The organism is Desulfosporosinus sp. Sb-LF (genome assembly GCF_004766055.1).
GTDB lineage: Bacteria > Bacillota > Desulfitobacteriia > Desulfitobacteriales > Desulfitobacteriaceae > Desulfosporosinus.
This window is the reverse complement of the sequence record NZ_SPQR01000018.1, coordinates 22633-43501: the sequence shown is the minus strand read 5'-3', so window position 1 is coordinate 43501 and position 20869 is coordinate 22633. Positions and strand designations below refer to the sequence as shown.

17 protein-coding genes are annotated in these 20869 nt (G+C 44.6%); 2 read left to right on the top strand and 15 right to left on the bottom strand.

Features of this window, described 5'->3' with window-relative positions:
- Nucleotides 1–26: 26 nt before the first annotated feature.
- The 11 genes from E4K68_RS18535 to rimP all read right to left on the bottom strand — a co-directional run bounded on the left by E4K68_RS18535 (nt 27) and on the right by rimP (nt 11474).
- On the bottom strand, nt 27–2174 hold the full coding sequence (locus E4K68_RS18535; protein ID WP_135380397.1) for a polyribonucleotide nucleotidyltransferase: 2148 nt from the start codon (nt 2172–2174) through the stop codon (nt 27–29).
- A gap of 180 nt (nt 2175–2354) precedes the next feature.
- Nucleotides 2355–2621 (bottom strand): 30S ribosomal protein S15, encoded by a 267-nt coding sequence (rpsO, locus tag E4K68_RS18530; protein ID WP_135380396.1) that lies wholly within the window; start codon nt 2619–2621, stop codon nt 2355–2357.
- Between the two features lie 104 nt (nt 2622–2725).
- Entirely contained in the window at nt 2726–3682 is a 957-nt protein-coding gene (locus E4K68_RS18525) for a bifunctional riboflavin kinase/FAD synthetase (RefSeq protein ID WP_199241829.1), read from the bottom strand.
- A gap of 18 nt (nt 3683–3700) precedes the next feature.
- Nucleotides 3701–4585: a tRNA pseudouridine(55) synthase TruB gene (gene truB / locus E4K68_RS18520; protein WP_135380395.1), complete on the bottom strand. Its 885-nt coding sequence runs from the start codon at nt 4583–4585 to the stop codon at nt 3701–3703.
- Nucleotides 4569–5552, bottom strand: a complete 984-nt coding sequence (locus tag E4K68_RS18515) for a bifunctional oligoribonuclease/PAP phosphatase NrnA (protein ID WP_135380394.1) — start codon at nt 5550–5552, stop codon at nt 4569–4571. Before E4K68_RS18515 ends, truB begins: the two co-directional genes overlap by 17 nt.
- A complete protein-coding gene (gene rbfA, locus E4K68_RS18510) occupies nt 5545–5919 on the bottom strand; it encodes a 30S ribosome-binding factor RbfA (RefSeq protein WP_135380393.1) in 375 nt (124 codons plus the stop codon). Before rbfA ends, E4K68_RS18515 begins: the two co-directional genes overlap by 8 nt.
- A gap of 24 nt (nt 5920–5943) precedes the next feature.
- Entirely contained in the window at nt 5944–9009 is a 3066-nt protein-coding gene (infB, locus tag E4K68_RS18505; RefSeq protein ID WP_135380392.1) for a translation initiation factor IF-2, read from the bottom strand.
- 44 nt (nt 9010–9053) lie between these two features.
- Nucleotides 9054–9350 (bottom strand): ribosomal L7Ae/L30e/S12e/Gadd45 family protein, encoded by a 297-nt coding sequence (locus tag E4K68_RS18500; protein WP_135380391.1) that lies wholly within the window; start codon nt 9348–9350, stop codon nt 9054–9056.
- On the bottom strand, nt 9347–9610 hold the full coding sequence (locus E4K68_RS18495) for a YlxR family protein (RefSeq protein WP_135380390.1): 264 nt from the start codon (nt 9608–9610) through the stop codon (nt 9347–9349). Before E4K68_RS18495 ends, E4K68_RS18500 begins: the two co-directional genes overlap by 4 nt.
- A gap of 4 nt (nt 9611–9614) precedes the next feature.
- A complete protein-coding gene (gene nusA / locus E4K68_RS18490) occupies nt 9615–10976 on the bottom strand; it encodes a transcription termination factor NusA (protein ID WP_135380389.1) in 1362 nt (453 codons plus the stop codon).
- Nucleotides 10977–11015: 39 nt separating this feature from the next.
- Complete coding sequence (gene rimP / locus E4K68_RS18485) at nt 11016–11474, bottom strand: ribosome maturation factor RimP (RefSeq protein ID WP_135380388.1); 459 nt, start codon at nt 11472–11474, stop codon at nt 11016–11018.
- Nucleotides 11475–11806: 332 nt separating this feature from the next.
- On the opposite strand from rimP, the gene E4K68_RS18480 reads away from it, so the two are divergent.
- Together E4K68_RS18480 and E4K68_RS18475 are read left to right on the top strand one after the other, a co-directional pair.
- Nucleotides 11807–13222: a diguanylate cyclase gene (locus tag E4K68_RS18480; RefSeq protein WP_135380387.1), complete on the top strand. Its 1416-nt coding sequence runs from the start codon at nt 11807–11809 to the stop codon at nt 13220–13222.
- Nucleotides 13223–13259: 37 nt separating this feature from the next.
- The gene (locus tag E4K68_RS18475) at nt 13260–14852 is read left to right on the top strand and encodes a methyl-accepting chemotaxis protein (RefSeq protein ID WP_158291469.1); all 1593 of its coding nucleotides are present in this window, start codon (nt 13260–13262) and stop codon (nt 14850–14852) included.
- Nucleotides 14853–15561: 709 nt separating this feature from the next.
- On the opposite strand, the gene E4K68_RS18465 is transcribed toward E4K68_RS18475, so the two are convergent.
- The 4 genes from E4K68_RS18465 to E4K68_RS18450 all read right to left on the bottom strand — a co-directional run bounded on the left by E4K68_RS18465 (nt 15562) and on the right by E4K68_RS18450 (nt 20798).
- Nucleotides 15562–17286: a proline--tRNA ligase gene (locus tag E4K68_RS18465; RefSeq protein WP_135380385.1), complete on the bottom strand. Its 1725-nt coding sequence runs from the start codon at nt 17284–17286 to the stop codon at nt 15562–15564.
- Nucleotides 17287–17352: 66 nt separating this feature from the next.
- Nucleotides 17353–18438, bottom strand: coding sequence for a flavodoxin-dependent (E)-4-hydroxy-3-methylbut-2-enyl-diphosphate synthase (gene ispG, locus E4K68_RS18460; RefSeq protein ID WP_135380413.1), 1086 nt, complete (start codon nt 18436–18438; stop codon nt 17353–17355).
- A 33-nt stretch (nt 18439–18471) separates the two neighbouring features.
- Nucleotides 18472–19542 (bottom strand): RIP metalloprotease RseP, encoded by a 1071-nt coding sequence (gene rseP, locus E4K68_RS18455; RefSeq protein WP_135380384.1) that lies wholly within the window; start codon nt 19540–19542, stop codon nt 18472–18474.
- A 113-nt stretch (nt 19543–19655) separates the two neighbouring features.
- Nucleotides 19656–20798 (bottom strand): 1-deoxy-D-xylulose-5-phosphate reductoisomerase, encoded by a 1143-nt coding sequence (locus tag E4K68_RS18450; protein ID WP_135380383.1) that lies wholly within the window; start codon nt 20796–20798, stop codon nt 19656–19658.
- Nucleotides 20799–20869: the final 71 nt, after the last annotated feature.

Sequence of the window (20869 nt, the reverse complement as noted above, 5' to 3'; positions counted from 1 at the left end):
ATGAACTCAAAATGCTTGAGAACGATTTAGAGGCTGGTTGGATTTTCCTTACGTACGTTTGGCATAGCCTCTTTACGAGAAAGATTCAAACGACCCTGTTTATCAATGGCTGTCGCTTTAACCATGATCTCATCACCGACTTTTACAATGTCTTCTACCTTTTCGACGCGTTCATGGGCAAGTTGGGAAATATGAACGAGCCCTTCCTTGCCAGTAAGACCCAAAACGCCCGGGATAACTTCTACAAAAGCGCCAAAATCCATGACCCGCGTGACTCTACCCTTATAGGTTTTACCTACTTCCACTTCCTGAGTTAAGGACTGAATAATTCTTAACGCCTGTTCTCCTCCATCGCCGTTCATTGAAGAGATAAAGACTCGGCCGTCATCCTCAATGTCAATCTTAACTCCTGTTTCATCAATTATCTTTTTGATCGTCTTTCCACCTGGTCCAATAACATCTCGTATCTTATCCGGATGAATAGATGCAGTAATGATTCTAGGTGCATAGGTAGAAAGTTGAGGACGTGGTTTGTCCATGACAGCCAACATCTTATTGAGAATAAAAAGCCGTCCAGCTTTAGCTTGGCTTAAGGCCCTAGATAGAATCTCGCGGGAAACGCCCATGATCTTAATATCCATTTGCAAAGCAGTTACACCTTTGCTAGTCCCAGCTACTTTGAAATCCATATCTCCAAAGTGATCTTCTAAGCCCTGAATATCGGTGAGAATTGCGATCTGATCCCCTTCCTTAATAAGACCCATTGCAATGCCTGCCACTGGAGATGTGATAGGAACACCTGCGTCCATTAGGGAGAGGGTACTTCCGCAAACAGAGGCCATTGAGCTTGAACCATTTGACTCTAAAACCTCAGAAACTAAACGGATTGTATAGGGAAATTCATTTTCATCTGGCAAAACAGGTAGTAACGCTCTTTCCGCAAGTGCGCCGTGACCAATCTCTCGACGTCCTGGTCCTCGCATCGGTCGGGTTTCCCCAACACTATAGGGGGGGAAATTATAATGATGTATGTATCGCTTTGACCGTTCAAGACCTAAGCCATCTAAAATTTGTTCGTCACCTGCAGCACCCAACGTTGTGACAGTTAACACCTGAGTTTGCCCTCTTGTAAAGAGGCCTGTCCCATGAGTACGCGGCAGGATTCCTACTTCAATACTGATTGGGCGAACTTCGTCCACTGCCCGACCATCCGGACGAATATGCTCATCCGTGATCAATTTGCGGACAATCAGATGCACGATGTCTTCCAGAACTGCCTTGATAGCTTTAGTATCATCTGGGAACTCGGCTTCAAAATAACTCAAGGCTTCTGCTTTAACTTCGTCGATTGCATCTTCCCGAGCATGCTTCTCTTCCACGCGTACTGCGGCATCTAATTTATCATAGGCATATGCTTTAACCGATTCGACAAGACGATCTTCGATTTTAGTAAACTTCACTTCGCGTTTCTCTTTAGCTAAACCCAAAGTCAAAGCTTCTTCACGATACTCCGCGATGAACTTAACAATCTTTCTGATTTCCGAATGTCCAAACATAATCGCATCCAATATTTGATCTTCGGGCACTTCGTGAGCACTAGCTTCCACCATCATGACAGCATCTTCCGTTCCTGCCACCGTAAGAAGCATTAAGCTTTTAGCCGCTTGATCAATCGTAGGATTAATGACAAATTCATTCTCAACAAGTCCTACTGTGACTGCTCCAATCGGACCTTCAAAAGGAATATTCGAGATGGTTAAGGCTGCAGACGCTGCATTAATAGCCGTAATATCTGTCGCACAATCTTGATCTACGGACATAACCGCTGCCACCACTTGGACATCATTACGAAACCCTTGTGGGAACAACGGACGAACTGGACGGTCAATTAAACGAGCGGACAGAGTTGCCTTCTCACTAGCCCTTCCTTCACGTTTAATAAATCCGCCTGGAATTTTACCTGCTGCATACATCCGTTCTTCAAACTCAACGGTCAAAGGAAAGAAATCGATTCCTTCCCGAGGTGCTGCGCTGCATGTAGCAAAAGCAGAAACTACTGTATCCCCATAGCGGAGAAAAACCGAGCCTCCCGCTTGTTTACCAATTTTTCCAGTTTGGAAAGTCATAGTTCTCCCACCGACCGAGAGTGACTTTTCAAGTATTTCCTGTTTCACGATGAAACCCCCTTAAAACTATTCAATCCTTCTATTCAACTTGTTTTCTCTTCGACATATTGTTATTATTTCCTGCAATTTGCATAAATAAAACCTATTTAATAAAACTCTACTTAAAAATCCCCTATAAGGTGAAAGAAGCGGATCATGCTAGATCCGCTTCTTTCTCTTTTTTCCGTATTATTTCCGCAGACCAAGTACCGCAATAATATTACGATAACGATCAAAGTCAACATTTTTCAAATAGGTCAACAATGCGCGTCTTGAACCGACCATTTTTAAGAGTCCACGACGGGAATGGTGGTCTTTCTTATGAGTCTTAAAGTGTTCTGTTAAATAAGTAATCCGTTCAGTGAGAAGTGCAATTTGTACTTCCGGAGAACCCGTGTCCCCTTCGTGTTGGGCATGCTTTAAAATAATTTCTTGTTTTCTTTCGGTTGTCATCATGAGAAATTCCCCCATTTTAATAATTTCCAACTGCCCAGGTCAGCGTCGGAGACCTCGCCAATCCGAGTCAGTGGATTCTAATCGATTCTAAAACAGTATACATGTTAATCATGTTTTTGTAAAGTTGTATGCTGTAAAAGGATCTTTGTCAAGACATAATCAGCCTTTTCTCGATCTTTTTTAAGTTGGATCAAAAGTTCGTCTATTCCATTAAATTTCCGTTCATCGCGCAAACGTTCTTCTATGTGTACCAAAATCTCTCTATCGTACAGATCTTTCTTAAAATCAAAGAAATGGACCTCCACCGAGGTGCCATACAAATCGTGAAAGGTTGGCTTCATGCCAATGTTCATCATCCCTGGCACTTGTCTACCATCCAACTCGGCCCAAACCGCATATACTCCTCGCTTCGGAATGAGTATGTCTTCTGCTGGAAGTATGTTGGCCGTCGGATAACCAAGCTGACGTCCTCGTTCCTCCCCATGTACCACTGTTCCTCGAAGACAAGGTGGGCGCCCAAGTAGAGAGCTAGCTAATCTAATATCCCCTTGAAGTAAGGCCTTACGAATACTACTTGAGGAAATCACCTGACCACCCAGCATTTGGGCCTGGAGAACACTCACTCCAAAACCAAGCTTCTGCCCTAAGATCTGGATCAACTCAGGGTTTCCTTTACCATGGGCACCAAATGAGTAGTTAAAACCAACCACAACATGAATTACTCCAAGGGGTAGAAGTATCGTCTCAACAAACCGTTCTGGTGAAGTATTCGCCATTTCCATAGTAAATGGTAAAAGATAAACTGTATGAACACCCATCTCTTCTAAATATCGCAATCGATCTTGAATAGCGGACAGCAACTTTACTCCCCGTTCAGGAAATAATACTTTTAATGGATGAGGCTCAAAGATCAAAACATCAAGCCCCACACCCAAACGTACCGCTTGTTCTAATCCATGCTCAAGCAAACGACGGTGTCCCTGATGTACTCCATCAAAATTACCTAACGCTAAGACACAGGGTTCTTTGCCTTCCATAGGCAGACTTGTTCGAACTTGCACGGAATTGACCCTCCTAAATCATCCAAAAACCTTATGTGGAAATAAACATTCTTCACGCCAGACCCCAATACCGATTAATTCTCCATCCTCAATCACCTGTACATAGGGTTCATTTCCTTCGGCAGATACCTTGACTAATTCTCGCCTTGTTGACAAACCATTCCTAAATGCCTTTGCGCGAGCTGCAGATAACGATACACGAGGCAGATCTATTCCGGCAGTGAGCGGCAGTAAGAAAGGATAGCTTGACTCACGTACTTGCTTTTCGATCTCCTCAAGTGTCCAACTCTCCTGAATCTTGAACGGGCCAGAACGAACGCGCAATAAATAGGACATATTCGCTCCACAACCCAAGGCCTGCCCTAGGTCATGACATAGAGTCCGAATATATGTACCTTTTGAGCACTCAATATCCAAGATCGCCCGGGGGTACTCCCCTTCGTACCATTTTTTCAGCTTTAATTTATAAATAGACACTTCACGAGGGGCTCTCTCAATCGATAAACCTTGCCGAGCATATTCGTAAAGATGTTTACCTTCTTTACGAACCGCCGAATACATTGGGGGAATTTGAGAAATTTTACCCAAGAACTCTGGTATTACGCGCTCTAAGTCACTTTGTCTCAATTCCGGTAAACTCACTTGGCTTACTTTCCCAAAGGCATCCTGAGTATCTGTCGTAATCCCAAATGTAATCTCGGCAAGATAAGATTTTCCTTGCTCTGTTATGTATTCTGCTAAGCGTGTTCCCTTACCCACACAAAGAGGTAGCACTCCAGCCACCCCAGGATCAAGAGTTCCTGTGTGGCCAATCTTTTTTAGGTTTAATGCCTTTCGCATCCAGACAACGACATCTGAGGAGGTCATCCCTGGCGGCTTAAGGACGTTAATGATTCCTTCCAATCTTTAACGCCTCCTCAATTACCGTAATCATGCTTTGTTTTGCCTCGGCCATGGGAATTCTAAGAGTACATCCCGCAGCACGTTTGTGCCCTCCGCCACCGAACTGGGCAGCAATTTCATTGACATTAAACCAGAGGTTAGACCGAAGCCCGCCCTTAATCTCTTGAGGCCCCACCTCTTTCAGTAACACTGCCACCTCAACACCCGCTATACTTCGTGCGTGATTAACTAGTCCTTCACTCAACTCCTGCTCTGCACCACATTTATCGAACTCGTCCAAACTCAAGGTCATGATTGCCAGCTGGCCCTCTGCATGGATTTCCATTCCGCTCAGTGCACATTGCAGCAACTTAATCTGCGCAAGGGATTTCTGATCATAGATGTTATGATGAATGCTCGCTAAATCAAGCCCTTTGTCCAATAATTCTGCTGACAATCGATGGGTTTGCGAGGTCGTATTACTATATTGAAAGCAGCCAGTATCCGTTACTATTGCAGTATAAAGGTTGATGGCCATATCCATATCTATCTCCACGCCTAGCTGCTTAATGAGAATCAATGCAAGTTCTCCACAAGCACTAGCTTGGGCATCAACCCAGTTGAAGTGACCAAAGAACTGATTTGAGACATGATGATCCAAGTTTAGCACTGTGCTATCTTCAAGAATATCTGACATCGTAAGATTAACTCGTTGAAGATCAGTACAGTCTATGAACATTAGAGTTTCTGGCTGGGGGTTAGGAATAGCCTGCGTTATTCGAGACGCACCTGGTAAAAACGTTAAATAACTTGGCACTGAATTGGGATTATAATACGTCACTTCTTTTTCCATCTTTTCTAACGCAAGACCAATCGCCAGCATGGACCCGATACAATCTCCATCAGGTGATACATGGGAGAAAAGCGCCACTTTTGGCGCTTTTCTTAACACTTCAATTATCTTTTCCCCGGTAGTGTTATCATTCATGCGAATCTTCCCTACCCGTATCTTCGGATATTCCTACATTCCGTAACAACTTAGCAATGTGTGCACCATGTTCTATGGAAGGATCATATTTGAAAACAATCGCTGGGACATGTCGAAGTCGTATACGCTTACCGATTTCACTTCGTACAAACCCCGCTGCACGATTCAAAGCATCTAAGGATGCTTTTCCTTCTTCCTCAGTGCCCAAGACGCTAACATATACTCTCGCATGTGCTAGATCATCGGCAACCTCCACACTTGTCAAAGTTACAAAGCCAATCCGTGGGTCTTTTAACTCGACACGGATAAGTTGAGAAATTTCCTCTTTGAGCGTTTCTGCCAAACGATTGGGTCGATGTTTTGTCATACCTATCCCTCCAGGGCTGATTTACTAGAGTGTGCGTTTGACTTCTTCCATGATAAACGCTTCAATGATATCCCCTTCTTTAACATCATTGAATTTCTCAATGCCAAGTCCGCATTCATAACCTTCGGCAACCTCTTTAACATCATCCTTAAAACGTCGTAGTGATTCCATAACACCATCATGAATCACAATTCCATCCCGAATGACTCGTACTTTAGCAGACCGAGCAATCTTTCCTTCTGTCACCATACATCCAGCAACAGTTCCTGCCTTCGGTACTTTAAAGACCTGACGTACTTCTACTTTACCCAATACTACTTCTTTAAATGTAGGATCAAGTAAACCCGTCATAGCTGCTTTGACATCTTCAATGGCATCATAGATAACTCGATAAAGACGCAAATCTACACCCTCAAGTTCAGCTGTCGCCTTCGTGTGAGTGTCGGGCCGAACATTGAAACCTATAATAATAGCATTTGAAGCTGACGCCAGCATGATATCGTTCTTATTAATCGCCCCGACACCGCCGTGAATTGGATTGACGCGAACCTCGCTCGTTGAAAGTCGAAGAAGTGACTGCCGTAACGCTTCGACTGACCCCTGTACATCAGCTTTAATAATGATGTTTAATTCTTTTATTTCGCCCTCTTTGATCTTATCAAAAAGATCTTCTAGGCTAACCTTCACAACGGTTTGTTTGGATTCTTCCACTTTACGCATAGCAATACGTGCAGAAGTAATATGTCGAGCCAATTTTTCATCCGCAACAACATAGAACGTCTCTCCAGCCTCAGGTACTTCGGACAAGCCCTGAACTTCAACTGGCATGGATGGGCCTGCTTTTTTAACGCGTCGCCCTTTATCATCCACCATGGCCTTGATCCGACCAAATGCACAGCCGGCTACAGCAACATCTCCTATATTTAAAGTACCCTTAGAAACAAGAACGGTAGCGATCGGTCCCTTACCTTTATCCAATTCTGCTTCAATAACGGCTCCAACTGCTGGACGATTTGGATTTGCCTTTAAATCTTTAACTTCTGCTACAAGTAGGATCATTTCAAGAAGCTGCTCGATGTTGACTTTGGTTTTTGCGGATACTGGGACAGCAATGGTCTCTCCACCCCATTCTTCCACAACAAGACCATGTTCTGTTAGTTCTTGTTTTACTTTTTCGGGAGATGCATTTTCTCTATCTATTTTGTTAATAGCCACAATGATTGGAACCTCAGCCGCTTTGGCATGATTAATAGCCTCAATAGTCTGTGGCATAATTCCATCATCAGCGGCCACTACCAAAACAGCGATATCTGTAACTTGCGCACCACGAGCACGCATTGCTGTGAAGGCCTCATGACCCGGTGTATCTAAGAACGTAATCTTCTGTCCGTTAATTTCAACCTGGTACGCCCCAATATGTTGCGTAATCCCACCAGCTTCGGAAGCCGTCACATGCGTCGTACGAATTGCATCTAAGAGGGACGTTTTACCATGGTCTACGTGTCCCATCACCGTTACAACGGGTGGGCGGAAAACGAGGTCTTCCGGCGCATCTACTTCATCTATAATAACAGCCATTGATTTCTCTTCTTTTACCTCAACTGTGACACCCATTTCACCAGCCAGGATTGTAGCAGTTTCAGTGTCCAACTCCTGATTAATGGTCGCCATGACTCCGAGGTTCATAAGATGTTTAATCAACTCTCCAGCCTTACGACTCATTTTGGAAGCTAAATCTTGTACCGAAATTGTCCCCTGAATCACGATATGTTTCGGAGTCGTATCCCGCACTTCTTTTTTAGGATGCTTTTGAAAACGTTTATGCGGTGAACGTATCGCATTTACTCTTTCTTTTTCTACTTCACGTTTCCGTTCATAGGCTTTGTCTTGGGCTTTTTTACTAGCCGGCGCCTGCCTCTTGGCTTGTTCTGTAATGGTTGGACTCGTCGGGGCGCTTGCACCAGCACGAGGAGCCATTCCTGGACGTGGTCCTTGTGATTGTCCTTGATATCCTGGACGTGGACCTTGTGACTGTCCTTGATATCCCGGACGTGGTCCTTGTGATTGTCCTTGATATCCCGGACGCGGTCCTTGTGATTGTCCTTGATATCCCGGGCGTGGACCTTGCGGTTGTCCCTGGAATCCTGGACGTGGTCCTTGTGATTGTCCTTGATATCCTGGACGTGGGCCTTGCGGTTGTCCCTGGAATCCTGGACGTGGGCCTTGCGGCTGTCCTTGATATCCTGGACGTGGACCTTGCGGTTGTCCTTGGAATCCCGGGCGTGGGCCTTGTGGTTGTCCTTGGAATCCCGGGCGTGGGCCTTGTGGTTGTCCTTGATATCCCGGACGTGGACCTTGCGGTTGTCCTTGGAATCCCGGGCGTGGGCCTTGTGGTTGTCCTTGATATCCCGGACGTGGGCCTTGTGGCTGTCCTTGATATCCCGGACGTGGGCCTTGTGGTTGTCCTTGATATCCCGGACGTGGGCCTTGTGGCTGTCCTTGATATCCCGGACGTGGGCCTTGTGGCTGTCCTTGATATCCCGGACGTGGGCCTTGTGGCTGTCCTTGATATCCCGGACGTGGGCCTTGTGGTTGTCCTTGATATCCCGGACGTGGGCCTTGTGGTTGTCCTTGATATCCCGGACGTGGGCCTTGCGGTTGTCCTTGATATCCCGGACGTGGGCCTTGTGGCTGTCCTTGATATCCCGGACGTGGGCCTTGTGGTTGTTCTTGGTTTCCTGGACGTGGTCCTTGCGGCTGTTCTTGGTTTCCTGGACGTGGTCCTTGCGGCTGTTCTTGGTTTCCTGGACGTGGTCCTTGCGGCTGTTCGTTTTCCGGACGTGGTCCTTGCGGTTGCCCCTCCTGCACAGACCCAGAAATATTTGGTTTTAGTTCCTCAGTATTTTTGTGTTCAGAATGATCCAAATTTATCTCCTTTCCTTTCAGTTGATTTCGTATACGATCCGCATCCTTTTGATCAACCATACTTAAATGATTTTTAACATCTGTTCCAATAGCCACGAGTCTAGTCATCACTTCTTTACTACTAAAATTCAATTCTTTTGCTAGTTCATGAACGCGAATACTCATTTAACCACCCCCACATAATCGGCTCCCCCATTACGCTCCAAGCATCAGCTCCTTGCTAGTAAAATAGCCTTAGCAAACCCTTGATCTAAAATTAGCACTGCTGAACGCGGCGAAAGTCCTATTGAGTTACCTATTTCTAGTTTCGTTCCGATGACGACAACTGGTAATTTAAGATCACCAGCCCACTGAATATATTTTTTCTGAGCACCGAGAGCATCCTCCGCAATTATAAGAAGGAACCCTTTTCTCTTTTTCAACATAGCTTCAATCTGTGCATCTCCAGAACCTATTTTACCTGCTCGTCGAGCGATCCCAATTAATGACAAGATACGTGTATTCACGAAGAAATCTTTCCTTCCAGGTTCGCAACTATTTCGGGATCGACATCAATTCCAAAAGCCTTTCGAAATCGACGCTCTTTGACGGCGGTTTGAAAACAGATTGAGTTAGGACAAAGGTATGCGCCACGACCATTCCGTTTTCCAGTAGGATCGGGTTCAACAGTCCCTTCCGGAGTTCTAACGATTCGCAAGAGCTCTTTCTTGGGCTTCATTTGTTGACAACCCAAACACATCCGCATTGGAACTTTCCGTGTCTTCATACCATCACCCCATCCTTTTCTTTTCTTTCTCCTTAGAGTTTACTTTTTCATCCTCTATAATATCCTTTGCAATCTCATTAGGAGCATTATCACTAACAGCTTCGATAAATTTTTCATCGAGTTTGTATTCATAAGAGCCTGCATCATAATCTCCACTGTTATTACACGCATCTGCCTCATGTATCAACCCATCTTCATTAGGTCCGTTTTCTTCGTATTCCTGATAGTTATCTGTCTCAATATATTCATCATATTCCGAATACTCTTCATAGTCACCGTATTCTTCGAGGTTTTCATACCCTTGTTCTTGTCCTTGAGAAAGAATATTTTGCGCTACTGCTTGGGATTCACTTTTTATATCAATTTTCCACCCAGTAAGTTTTGCGGCAAGGCGGGCATTTTGTCCTTCCTTACCAATTGCTAAAGAAAGTTGATAGTCAGGAACTACGACGATTGCAACTTTCTCATTAAGTTTAGGATAAACTCCCATTACCTTCGCAGGAGAAAGCGCGTTCGCTACAAACTCTTGAGGATCCGTTGAATAATTCACGATATCAATCTTTTCCCCTTTTAATTCTGTGACAATAGTTTGTACACGAACTCCTTTTGGTCCAACACAAGCTCCCACAGGATCGACATTGGTGTCACGCGAATAAACGGCGATTTTAGAACGAGCTCCTGCTTCACGTGAAACACCTTTAATTTCCACAATGCCATCATGAATTTCCGGTACTTCAAGCTCAAATAAGCGCTTTATCAATCCAGGGTGTGTACGGGACAGCATGATTTGCGGGCCTTTCGTTGTCTTTTTCACCTCTACGACATACGTCTTGAGACGTTCGAAGGATTGGTACACCTCTCCAGGGATTTGTTCCTGAGCGGGAAGTACAGCTTCTACCTTCCCTAAATCAACAATCACATTCTTCTGCTCATATCGTTGAACGACCCCAGTGACAATATCCCCTTCACGGTTAACATATTCATCATAGATCATACCTCGTTCAGCTTCTCTTATACGCTGAACGACAACCTGTTTCGCCGTTTGCGCCGCAATTCGCCCGAATTCACGAGGGGTTACTTCGTATTCCACCACGTCTTCAAGTTGGTAATTAGGATCAAGTTTACGAGCGTCCTCCAATCCAACCTGAGTCCGAGTATCCTCCACGTCTTCGACAACGGTCTTTCGAGCATAAACTTTAAACTCACCGGTTAAACGGTCAATAAGAACCCGGACATTTTGTAATGACCCGAAATTCTTCTTGTACGCGGAAATCAGTGCTGCCTCAATAGCCTCGAATAAAATCTCTGCAGAAATTCCCCGTCCTTTTTCTAACTCGTGAAGGGCCTCGATGAACTCCATATTCATTTTTCCATTTTCCTCCTTATTCTGTTGTCCATAAAAAAACTAGAACTCCATCGATAAATGAGTTTTTTTAACTACGTTACGTGGAATCGCAATACGCTTGTCCTCATATTCCAAAACGATTTCATCGTCAATTAATCCGACAAGATTTCCTGAAAATTCCTTATACCCCTGAAATGTAGACGTAGTATGTACGGTAACCAAACTTCCCTGAAAGCGTACAAAGTCCGCTTCTTTTTTAAGAGGGCGTTCCAGTCCAGGAGAAGACACTTCCAGCATATAGGCCTGTGGAATAGGATTTTTTTGGTCGAGCATATCACTTACGGCATGGCTCACACCCGAACAATCATCCATGTCCACGCCACCGTCTTTATCAATAAAAAGGCGCAAATACCAATGTGCCCCTTCCTTTATATACTCCACATCCACTAATTCGAGCCCTCGTTCTCTGACAATCGGCTCAACCAGTGACCCAATCTTTTGTTCCATTGTCTCATTCATGTGAATCGCTCCTTTAAACCACGCAGAAAATTTCCTCTACATAGTCTGACGAAAATAACCTTCAGTTAAACCTGCGCCTCAATTTGAACAAACGAAGGAGCGGGCTAAACCCACTCCTTTCCAAACAATCGTTACAAATTTCCTTATATAAATATAGCATATCCCCAGGACAACTGCAACCTTGAAAGGTTTTTAAATATAAGGCAGTAAAATGTTAAAAGTTTACGAGTAAGGCAGATTTTCTTCCGACTGGCGTAGCATTTGTAACAAGATAGTCCATCTTCTCATAACTTGGACTATAAGCAAAACGAATTATCTAAAGGAGCGAATTCATGGAGAAGTTGACTTCTCAAATTTTGGAAAATATTACTCTAAATGAGGCATCACATAAATCTCTATTCGAGTACAACCTTGACGCGACTTTCATTATCGACCTGAACGTAAGATTTATCGAAGTAAATAATGCTGCCGTTAAATTATCTGGATATTCCTCTCAAGAGCTCTATCAAATTCCATTACAAACTATAGTCGTTCAGGAAGAATATAGGCACTTGCTCAAATACTTCGAAGAATCCTTAAGGCAAGCTCAACGTTTTGAAACCGTGATCAATCATAAAAAAGGATTCCTTGTTGAGCTTGATGTGATGTTCGTTCCAATAGTGTTCGATAACAAGACCATCGGCATTTATGGCATAGCCAGGGATATTTCAAAGTCAAAACAGATGGAAAAACAACTCCGGCATGCTAACCTTTATGATCAAATGACGGGACTCTATAATCGGAATTACTTTAAACAGGAAATGCAGCGGATAGAGAACGAGCGTTCAGGCTCTATCGGACTCATTATTTGTGATGTTGACGGACTCAAGATTGTGAATAACACCCTAGGACATGACAAAGGGGATGCTTTACTGCTCGCGGCGGCGCATGTGGTAAAAGATGCTACGGCTCCTTGCGACATTGTTGCCCGAATTGATGGGGATGAATTCGCAGTATTAATAGTTAAAGGTGAACCTCAAAAAGTGCAAACGATATGTCGGAAGATCCATAAGGACATCGACGACTACAATTTTCAAACACCTGAGCTTCCTCTAAGTATCTCCATCGGTTGGGCATACAGAAATGGAGATTCAACTGAATTGTTCAAAGAAGCGTACGACAATATGTACCGTGAAAAACTGCATCACAGAAAAAGCACCTGTAGCACCCTCGTGGACGCTTTGATGAAAACACTGGAAGCTCGCGATTGTATGACAGAAGAACATGCAGATCGACTTCAGGAAGCAGTAACTTTGATGGCCAAAGCATTAGAACTATCAGATCATCGCCTTGCCGATTTAAACCTGTTAGCTAAATTTCACGACATCGGAAAAGTTGGAATTCCAGACCAAATCCTCTTTAAACCTGGTCCTCTTACCCCTCAGGAATTTAAAGAAATGCAACGCCATAGCGAGATAGGACAGCGAATTGCCAATTCAGCCTCACTCTTTGAACCCATCGCTGACAATATTCTGAAACACCATGAGTGGTGGAATGGAAAAGGATATCCACTTGGCCTTAGAGAGGGAGAAATCCCATTGGAGTGCAGAATTTTAAGTATTGCGGACGCTTACGATGCCATGACCCACGACCGGTCATATCGGAAGGCTATGTCCCACGAAGAGGCACTAACTGAGCTCAAACGATGGGCAGGGGCACAGTTTGATCCTACTCTGGTTGACCTATTTATTGAAATCGTGAATGGTTAAAAAAAGCTTAAGATTATTAAAAGGAGTGGTTTTTCAGTTGAATTGGTTAAGAAGTTGGAGAATTAAAACTAAGATTTTAGCACTGATACTCCTAATGGCTACTTTTATAGGCATCGTTGGATTCGTTGGTTATTATTATAATGCCAAAGCTAATGCCCAAATAACAAATATTTATTCTAATCACTTATTAAGCGTAAGCTCTGTAAATGCTGCCCGTGCACAGAGCCGAGCAACCGAGGCCGCAATGTTTCATTTTTTGTTGGCACAAGATAAAACAACGCAAGCAGAACAACTGGATGAGTTGAAAACCCGAGTAGACAATTTTGATAAATTTTTTGGTGCCTACTTGAAGATACCCGCCGATGCTTACGAGAAGGAAAGGGAACAGAAAATACAACAAGAGCTAACCCCTTACAGAGCCGAACGACAGAAAGGCATTGATATGGCAAACCTAGGAGACCAAAGAGCTGCTTATGATTATTTTACTAAAAATGCTCTACCTCATATTGACGTAATCAATAAAGCGTTGGAAGAGATCGCAGAATACAACACCAATAGTGCTTATGAGACTAACTCTCAAAACGATGCTGACTATGCCTTATCTATAAAAGTTATCATTACCACCTCTGTGATGGCCTCCCTATTGTGTATAATGCTTGGTTTAATGGTTGCATCATCGATAGTCAAACCATTAAATTTTTTAAAGAAAGAATTAGACAGCCTAGCGGACAATGGAGGAGATTTAACCCAGGTAATACCCATCGACACCAAAGACGAAGTTGGCGATCTGGCAAGAGCCATTAACAAGTTCTTGGCAAATCTTAGAACGATCATGACCGTGGTCATGGAACAAGCCCAGATACTTGTCGTAGCCATAGAACAAATATCCTCCGGAACTGAGCAAATGGCAAAAGGAGCTACCTCCCAGGCTGGTGAAACCCAATACTTGACAGACCGAATTTCCGAAATGGCCTCAGCCGCAGAAGAAGTAGCAGCTAGTTCCGAAGAAACCGTTAAAGCCGCACAAGCAATGGCTAAGGACGTCCAGGAGGGCAAAATCATTGTAGAAATGACAGGTGTAGCCATGAAAGGAATTGGGGACAACATCCATACCCTGGAACAACGCTCGGCGAAAATTGATGAGATCATCGGAATGATTAACGATATTGCCAGTCAAACCAATCTTCTTGCGCTCAATGCTGCGATTGAAGCCGCTCGCGCTGGAGAACACGGTAGAGGCTTTGCCGTTGTGGCCGATGAAATCCGTAAACTAGCGGAACGCTCTAGCAAGGCAACGAAAGAAATTGGTACAATTATTTCCGAGATGCAGAACGAAACAGCAAGTGCTGTCTCTGCAACCGAAGAAGGCGGGAATGCAACCCATGCGAACGGAGTCTTATTCGAACGAATATTCGAATTTATTCAAACCACCCACCAAATGGTCGATGACGTATACAAAGCTGCGACCTCCGTTGCTGAATTAAGCACAAAGTCTTTGACCAGCATCCAATCAGTAGCAGCAATAACTGAAGAGTTCTCAGCCAGCACTGAAGAAACAGCGAGTTCGGCCGTAGCCCTTTCCGAGATGAGTGAAAAGCTCATTAATTCGGTGAAACACTTTAAACTGTAGCCAGTTGCATATTATCTACCACAATGGCAATAGGGCTGTGACAAAACTTTTTTCCAGTTTGTCACAGCCCTATTTCATTCACTAATTTCACATAGATAAAAAGGATTGTACATTTTACTAAGAGAGCACTTTAGCGGAATTACGTCATGAGCGCAGACGATGAAGCGTTTAGAAACGTAACGGGACTTGTCCATGGATGGACTGATGCCGCGATGCCAAGGTCGCCGCCGGATCATCATGCCCCAGAATATCAAGTTTGACCAACCGACCTGAAATTGAGTGATAATCAAAATGAGTCGTGATGATATCGGATTTTTGATCATCCGCCGGCCTCTGAAGGGGGGTAAAATCAAAAACGTTGGGTCATTATACAAGGCTCGTGCCCGTTCCTAAGACATAGTCTCAATTTTTTCCTCAGCACCTGGAATACTTGGAGTAAAGCTCATCCGGAAACGGCTTCAAAACCTCAATTTCGTCGCTGATGTGTTTAGGTGCCCTGACAACCACCTCATATGCTTCTTCTTGGCACCGAAGTAGAAAGGTGGAGGACCCATTTCCCTTCTTTGGGAAAGAAGACCTCCACCCGCTTAAGCTCTACCGTCGTCAGATCAAGATGCAAAAGTCCCATTCGATTAGGAGAAAGTCGTGACAAGAATGGGACTTCCTGCAACGGAAGAGGCCTAACCACTTGTCTTCGCCCCACCTTAAACTAGCACACCAAAGCTTTCTCTATAATTCTCTTAACCTGTTGCGCAACATCCGCAATGGATACAAGTTGTGTTTCACCCGTTTTACGTTCTCTTAGTTCGACCTGACCATTTCCCAAGGTTTTACTCCCGATCGTAACCCGTATAGGATATCCAACCAGATCCGCGTCCTTAAATTTTACACCAGCGCGTTCATCTCGATCGTCGAGAATCACTTCAACGCCCAGGCCTTGAAGGTCCTGATACAGTTTTTCGGCTGCTTCCACCACTTGAGCATCTTTCGTACTGACAGGTACAATTATACAGTGGTATGGGGCAATAGGTATCGGCCAAATTATTCCAGATTCATCATGATTTTGTTCGATCGAAGAAGCCATAGAGCGGCTTACACCAACACCATAACAACCCATGACACAATGTTTTTCTTCTCCATTTTCATCTAAATAGATTGCCCCTAGTGCTTTACTATACTTCGTTCCCAGCTTGAAAACTTGACCCACTTCAATACCTCTAGCTTCTTTAAGAGGTGCACCACATTTAAGGCATGCTTCACCTGGTTCCACCATACGCAAATCCAGGACACGGTCCATACGAAATTCTTGACTAGGGACGGTATCTACAAAGTGATAATTCGCCTTATTCGCACCACACACGGCCCTTTTCATCAGAGGCACCTCTTCGTCGGCTACGACTAAAAGCCCTGCTGGTACCTCTACAGGACCAACGTAGCCCGGCTCACACCCTAAGATCTCTGCAACAACTTGAGGGGAGGCAAGTTGGAGAGAAACGAATCCTCCTAAGGCATTATTCAACTTAATTTCATTCAGTTCGCGGTCTCCACGAATCAGTACCAAAAATGTTTTGTCATCTCCTTGATACAGCAACGTCTTAACGAGACCAGTTTTCGGAACTGACAAAAATTTACAAACTTCGTTAATGGTCTTCATTTCTGGCGTAGACACCAATTTCCGCTGGCCTACAACCTCGACATCCTCAATAACTTGGGGACGACACTCCGCTTTTTCCACATTGGCCGCGAAATCGCAATCTGGACAATAAACAACCGAGTTCTCGCCTGAATCTGCCAAAACCATGAATTCATGAGTGCCACCTGTTCCTCCAATGGCACCAGCGTCCGCTTCCACCGGCCGATAGGTTAAACCACAGCGTGAAAAAATGCGACAATAGGCATCGTACATTCTTTGATAACTTTCGTCCAACCCTGCTTCATCCCGATCAAACGAGTAAAGGTCTTTCATGATAAATTCCCGTCCACGCATCAGGCCAAAACGAGGACGACGCTCATCCCGATATTTATTCTGAATCTGATAAAGACGAAGCGGCAGCTGCTTGTACGAACGAATTTCTCCCCGAACGAGATCTGTAATTATTTCTTCGTGAGTCGGGCCAAGGCAGAACTCTCGATTATGGCGATCTTTTAGACGAAACAGCTCTGCACCGTATACCTCCCAACGCCCGCTCTCTTTCCATAATTCAGCAGGTTGTATGATTGGCATAAGGACTTCTTGCCCGCCTTTAGCATCCATTTCTTCGCGAACAATGGTTTCAATCTTTCTCAGAACTCTCAAGCCCAAAGGCAAATAAGTGTATACCCCCGCCGCAGATTTACGGATTAAACCTGCTCGAACCATCAGTTGATGGCTAATAACTTCAGCTTCCGCAGGAACCTCACGGAGTGTCGGATTTAATAATTGGCTGACGCGCATTAATGCCCATTCCTTTCCTTCTTCAAAAAGAGGTATATATCATCGTTTTGCTGTAGGAACAATCCTTCATGAATTGCCTCTACGGTGATCACCCACATACTCCTCGATTTCGTGGAGTAGTGCGGGAAGTAATTCATCTTCAGGTAAGCGGGCTACAATCTCCCCCTTGCGAAACAGCAGCCCCATTCCTTTTCCGCCTGCAATCCCGAAATCCGCTTCACTGGCTTCACCTGGTCCATTGACAGCACATCCCATCACTGCAACTTTTAGAGGCTTGTCCAAAGGCGGAAGCTGAGATAACCGTTCTTCTACTTTTTCCGCAAGTAATGTCAAGTCAACCTGTGTACGGCCACAGGTTGGACAACTAATCAAATCGATGCTGCGTTGTCTCAATCCAAGAACACGTAGAATTTCCAGGGCCACTGGAATTTCCCGAACTGGGTCTCCCGTAAGCGACACTCGAATTGTATCTCCAATCCCTTCGGCAAGCAGTGCACCAATCCCTATAGCTGATTTTACTACACCTGAGCGTACCGTCCCTGCTTCAGTTACCCCAAGATGCAATGGATAATCAACGACCTCAGACATCTTACGATAGGCTTCAAGCATCAAGGGTACATCAGAAGCTTTCAGAGAGACCTTTATTTTATCATATCCCTCGTTTTCTAATAAGCGGATATGTCCTAACGCACTCTCAACCATCCCTGTAGCAGTGGGACCACCATACTTTTTAAGAATTTCTTTATCCAGTGACCCAGCGTTAACTCCAATGCGGATTGGGATCTGTCGTTCCTTCACAGCACGTACGACTTCTTGAACTTTCCAGAGAGCCCCAATATTCCCGGGGTTTAGCCGTAAGCCATGAATTCCTTGTGCAACAGCACCTAGGGCCAAACGGTAGTCAAAATGAATATCTGCGATCACGGGAAGTGGACTCAAGGCGGAAATTTCTTTTAAGGCCACTACTGCGTCTTCATCCAAGACTGCAAGACGTACAACTTCACACCCTGCCTCAGCTAAAGAATGAATTTGAGCCAGTGTCTTTGCGACATCACGGGTATCCGTATTTGTCATTGATTGCACCACGATGGAAGCTCCGTCACCAATCGTAATGGGCCCAACCTGGACAGATTTTGTTCTCTTTCTTTGTATCATGTCAGTCTCCTACTCTAGCATCCTTGTGTACTACCCTGCTTTCACGAATAAACGCACGACATCTTTGTAAGTCACAGCAATCATGAGAACCATAAGCATTACAAAACCCACTAAGTGAATCAAATTTTCCTTTTCCGGGTTTAAAGGTTTTCCTCTCAATCCCTCGATTAATAAGAAGATAAGCCGGCTTCCGTCGAGAGCGGGAATAGGAAACAAGTTGATGAGGCCTAGTTGAATACTCAACACTCCTGTCAAACCTAATAAGTTTGCTAATCCCTCATGGGCACCTTCCCCAATCGCTTGAGCGATCATGACTGGGCCGCCCACTTCAGCCGGGATTTTTCCAGTAATCATTTGCGTCAAGGTCACGACAATAAGATTAGTAAAATCCACCGTACGTTCTAGCCCAAAATGGGTCGACTGAAGAATTGAAGCATGCATATAGGTAACTTCCGGTGCAATGCCAATCATACCAAACCCTGTTTGGGCATCTTTTTCTGTTTTGATAGCTACAGTTTGACGTTGTTTTCCGTTAACTCGTTCAACCGTAAGGCTCAAAACTTGGTTTGGATTGGCATGGATAACTTCTGTCAAACGATTCCAGTCTGGTGTTGATTCCTGGTTCACAGCAACGATTCTATCTCCCGGTTGAATTCCAGAAGTAGCTGCTGGTTTTCCTTTTAACAAGGACCCAATCACATTACTATTCCCTTGTGTAGGAACTCCAAGATAGGCAAAAACGCTAACAAATAGGATCATCGCCAAAACAAAGTTCATGATCGGACCAGCCCCAATGACAGCCATGCGCTGCCAAACAGGCTTATTCATAAAACTTCGTACATCTTCTAGTGGAGCAATGACCGCCTGACCATTTTCATCAACTTCTGGATCCATACCATGAAGTTTAACGAACCCCCCTAAGGGAATTACACGCAGCGCATAAAGGGTCTCTTTTCCTTGATACCCAATGATTTTAGGACCGAAACCAAAACTGAACTCAATCACCTTAACCCCAATCCATTTTGCGACCATATAGTGTCCAAGCTCATGGATCATAACCATGCTTCCAAAGACAAAAATAATGGCAAGTGTCGTTAACACATTAACCCCTCCTTAAGCTCGTGGTTCGCGGTTTGTGATTCGTAGTTCGAATATCAAACATCGATTTGCAAGTACATGGTCCATCTCTTTGGTACATTGAATCTGGAACTACGCTAATTAATCAGTTCTTCGGCCCGCTCACGAGCCCACGTATCTGCACCGAGTATTCTTTCCAAATTCGGATTGTCTAAGACATGATGTTCAGAACAAACCTTTTCAACGATGTCATGGATTCCGAGATACGTAACTCTCTTTTGAAGAAATGCGGAAACGACAACTTCGTTGGCAGCATTCATCACCGCTGGAAGGGTTCCACCACGACGTCCAACTTGGTATGCCAAAGCAAGGGCAGGGAAAGCTTCCATATCTGGTTCATGGAAGGTCAGCGTCTTTCCTCGAAGGTCAAGGCGTTCAAAAGGGTTCTTCCACCGAGTTGGATAACTCAAAGCGTACTGAATGGGCAATCGCATGTCCGCCCTTCCTAACTGGGCGAGTACTGAACCATCTTTATATTCGACCATTGAGTGGATCACACTTTGCGGATGGACCAGGACCTCGATTGCATCGTAATCCATATTAAATAAATAGTGTGCCTCGATTACTTCAAGTCCCTTGTTCATCATCGTTGCGGAGTCAATTGTAATTTTAGCACCCATATCCCAGTTGGGATGGCGTAAGGCGTTCTCCAGAGTGACTGTCGTTAACTTTTCCTTTGTCCATCCAAAAAATGGGCCACCTGATGCAGTGAGAATAATTTTCTCTATAGTTTCCGGACTTTCCTCTAGACACTGAAATATGGCCGAATGTTCACTATCTACAGGAAGAATCGGGCAATTCATCTTCTTGGCCATGGACATAACTAATTCTCCACCAGCAACTAACGTTTCTTTGTTAGCAAGGGCGATTGCTTTACCGGCCTCTATGGCAGCAAGAGTTGGTTCTAAACCAATCCTGCCGGACAGTGCCGTGACAACCGTATCCACTTGAGGAGCAATCACACAGTTCATGATACCATCCATGCCCTGCTCTACCTTAATCGGTAAATCCCTGAGCCGCTCGCGAAGTTCACGGGCAGCTGCATCATCCATCATCACGACAACATCAGGGTGAAAAGTTCGGGCCTGTTCTTCCATAAGCTTCACGCTTTTAGCCGCCACTAAGGCATGAATCTTAAGACGCCCTTCAGCGTGACGAACGACATCTAGGGTTTGACACCCAACCGAGCCTGTTGATCCTAATATGGTCAGCGTTTTCAAGAACGAATCATCTCTTCCTGCTCCTTAAGAGTTTTATTTCATCGCAATAGTTAGATTGCCATAATAGCGAA

Coding starts and splice junctions, on each gene's coding strand:
- E4K68_RS18515 (WP_135380394.1), bottom strand. CDS start 5,552: ATGAATGATAACACTACCGGGGAAAAGATAATTGAAGTGTTAAGAAAA.
- nusA (WP_135380389.1), bottom strand. CDS start 10,976: ATGAATATGGAGTTCATCGAGGCCCTTCACGAGTTAGAAAAAGGACGG.
- E4K68_RS18465 (WP_135380385.1), bottom strand. CDS start 17,286: ATGCGCGTCAGCCAATTATTAAATCCGACACTCCGTGAGGTTCCTGCG.
- rbfA (WP_135380393.1), bottom strand. CDS start 5,919: ATGACAAAACATCGACCCAATCGTTTGGCAGAAACGCTCAAAGAGGAA.
- infB (WP_135380392.1), bottom strand. CDS start 9,009: ATGAGTATTCGCGTTCATGAACTAGCAAAAGAATTGAATTTTAGTAGT.
- E4K68_RS18480 (WP_135380387.1), top strand. CDS start 11,807: ATGGAGAAGTTGACTTCTCAAATTTTGGAAAATATTACTCTAAATGAG.
- rpsO (WP_135380396.1), bottom strand. CDS start 2,621: ATGATGACAACCGAAAGAAAACAAGAAATTATTTTAAAGCATGCCCAA.
- E4K68_RS18495 (WP_135380390.1), bottom strand. CDS start 9,610: ATGAAGACACGGAAAGTTCCAATGCGGATGTGTTTGGGTTGTCAACAA.
- rimP (WP_135380388.1), bottom strand. CDS start 11,474: ATGAATGAGACAATGGAACAAAAGATTGGGTCACTGGTTGAGCCGATT.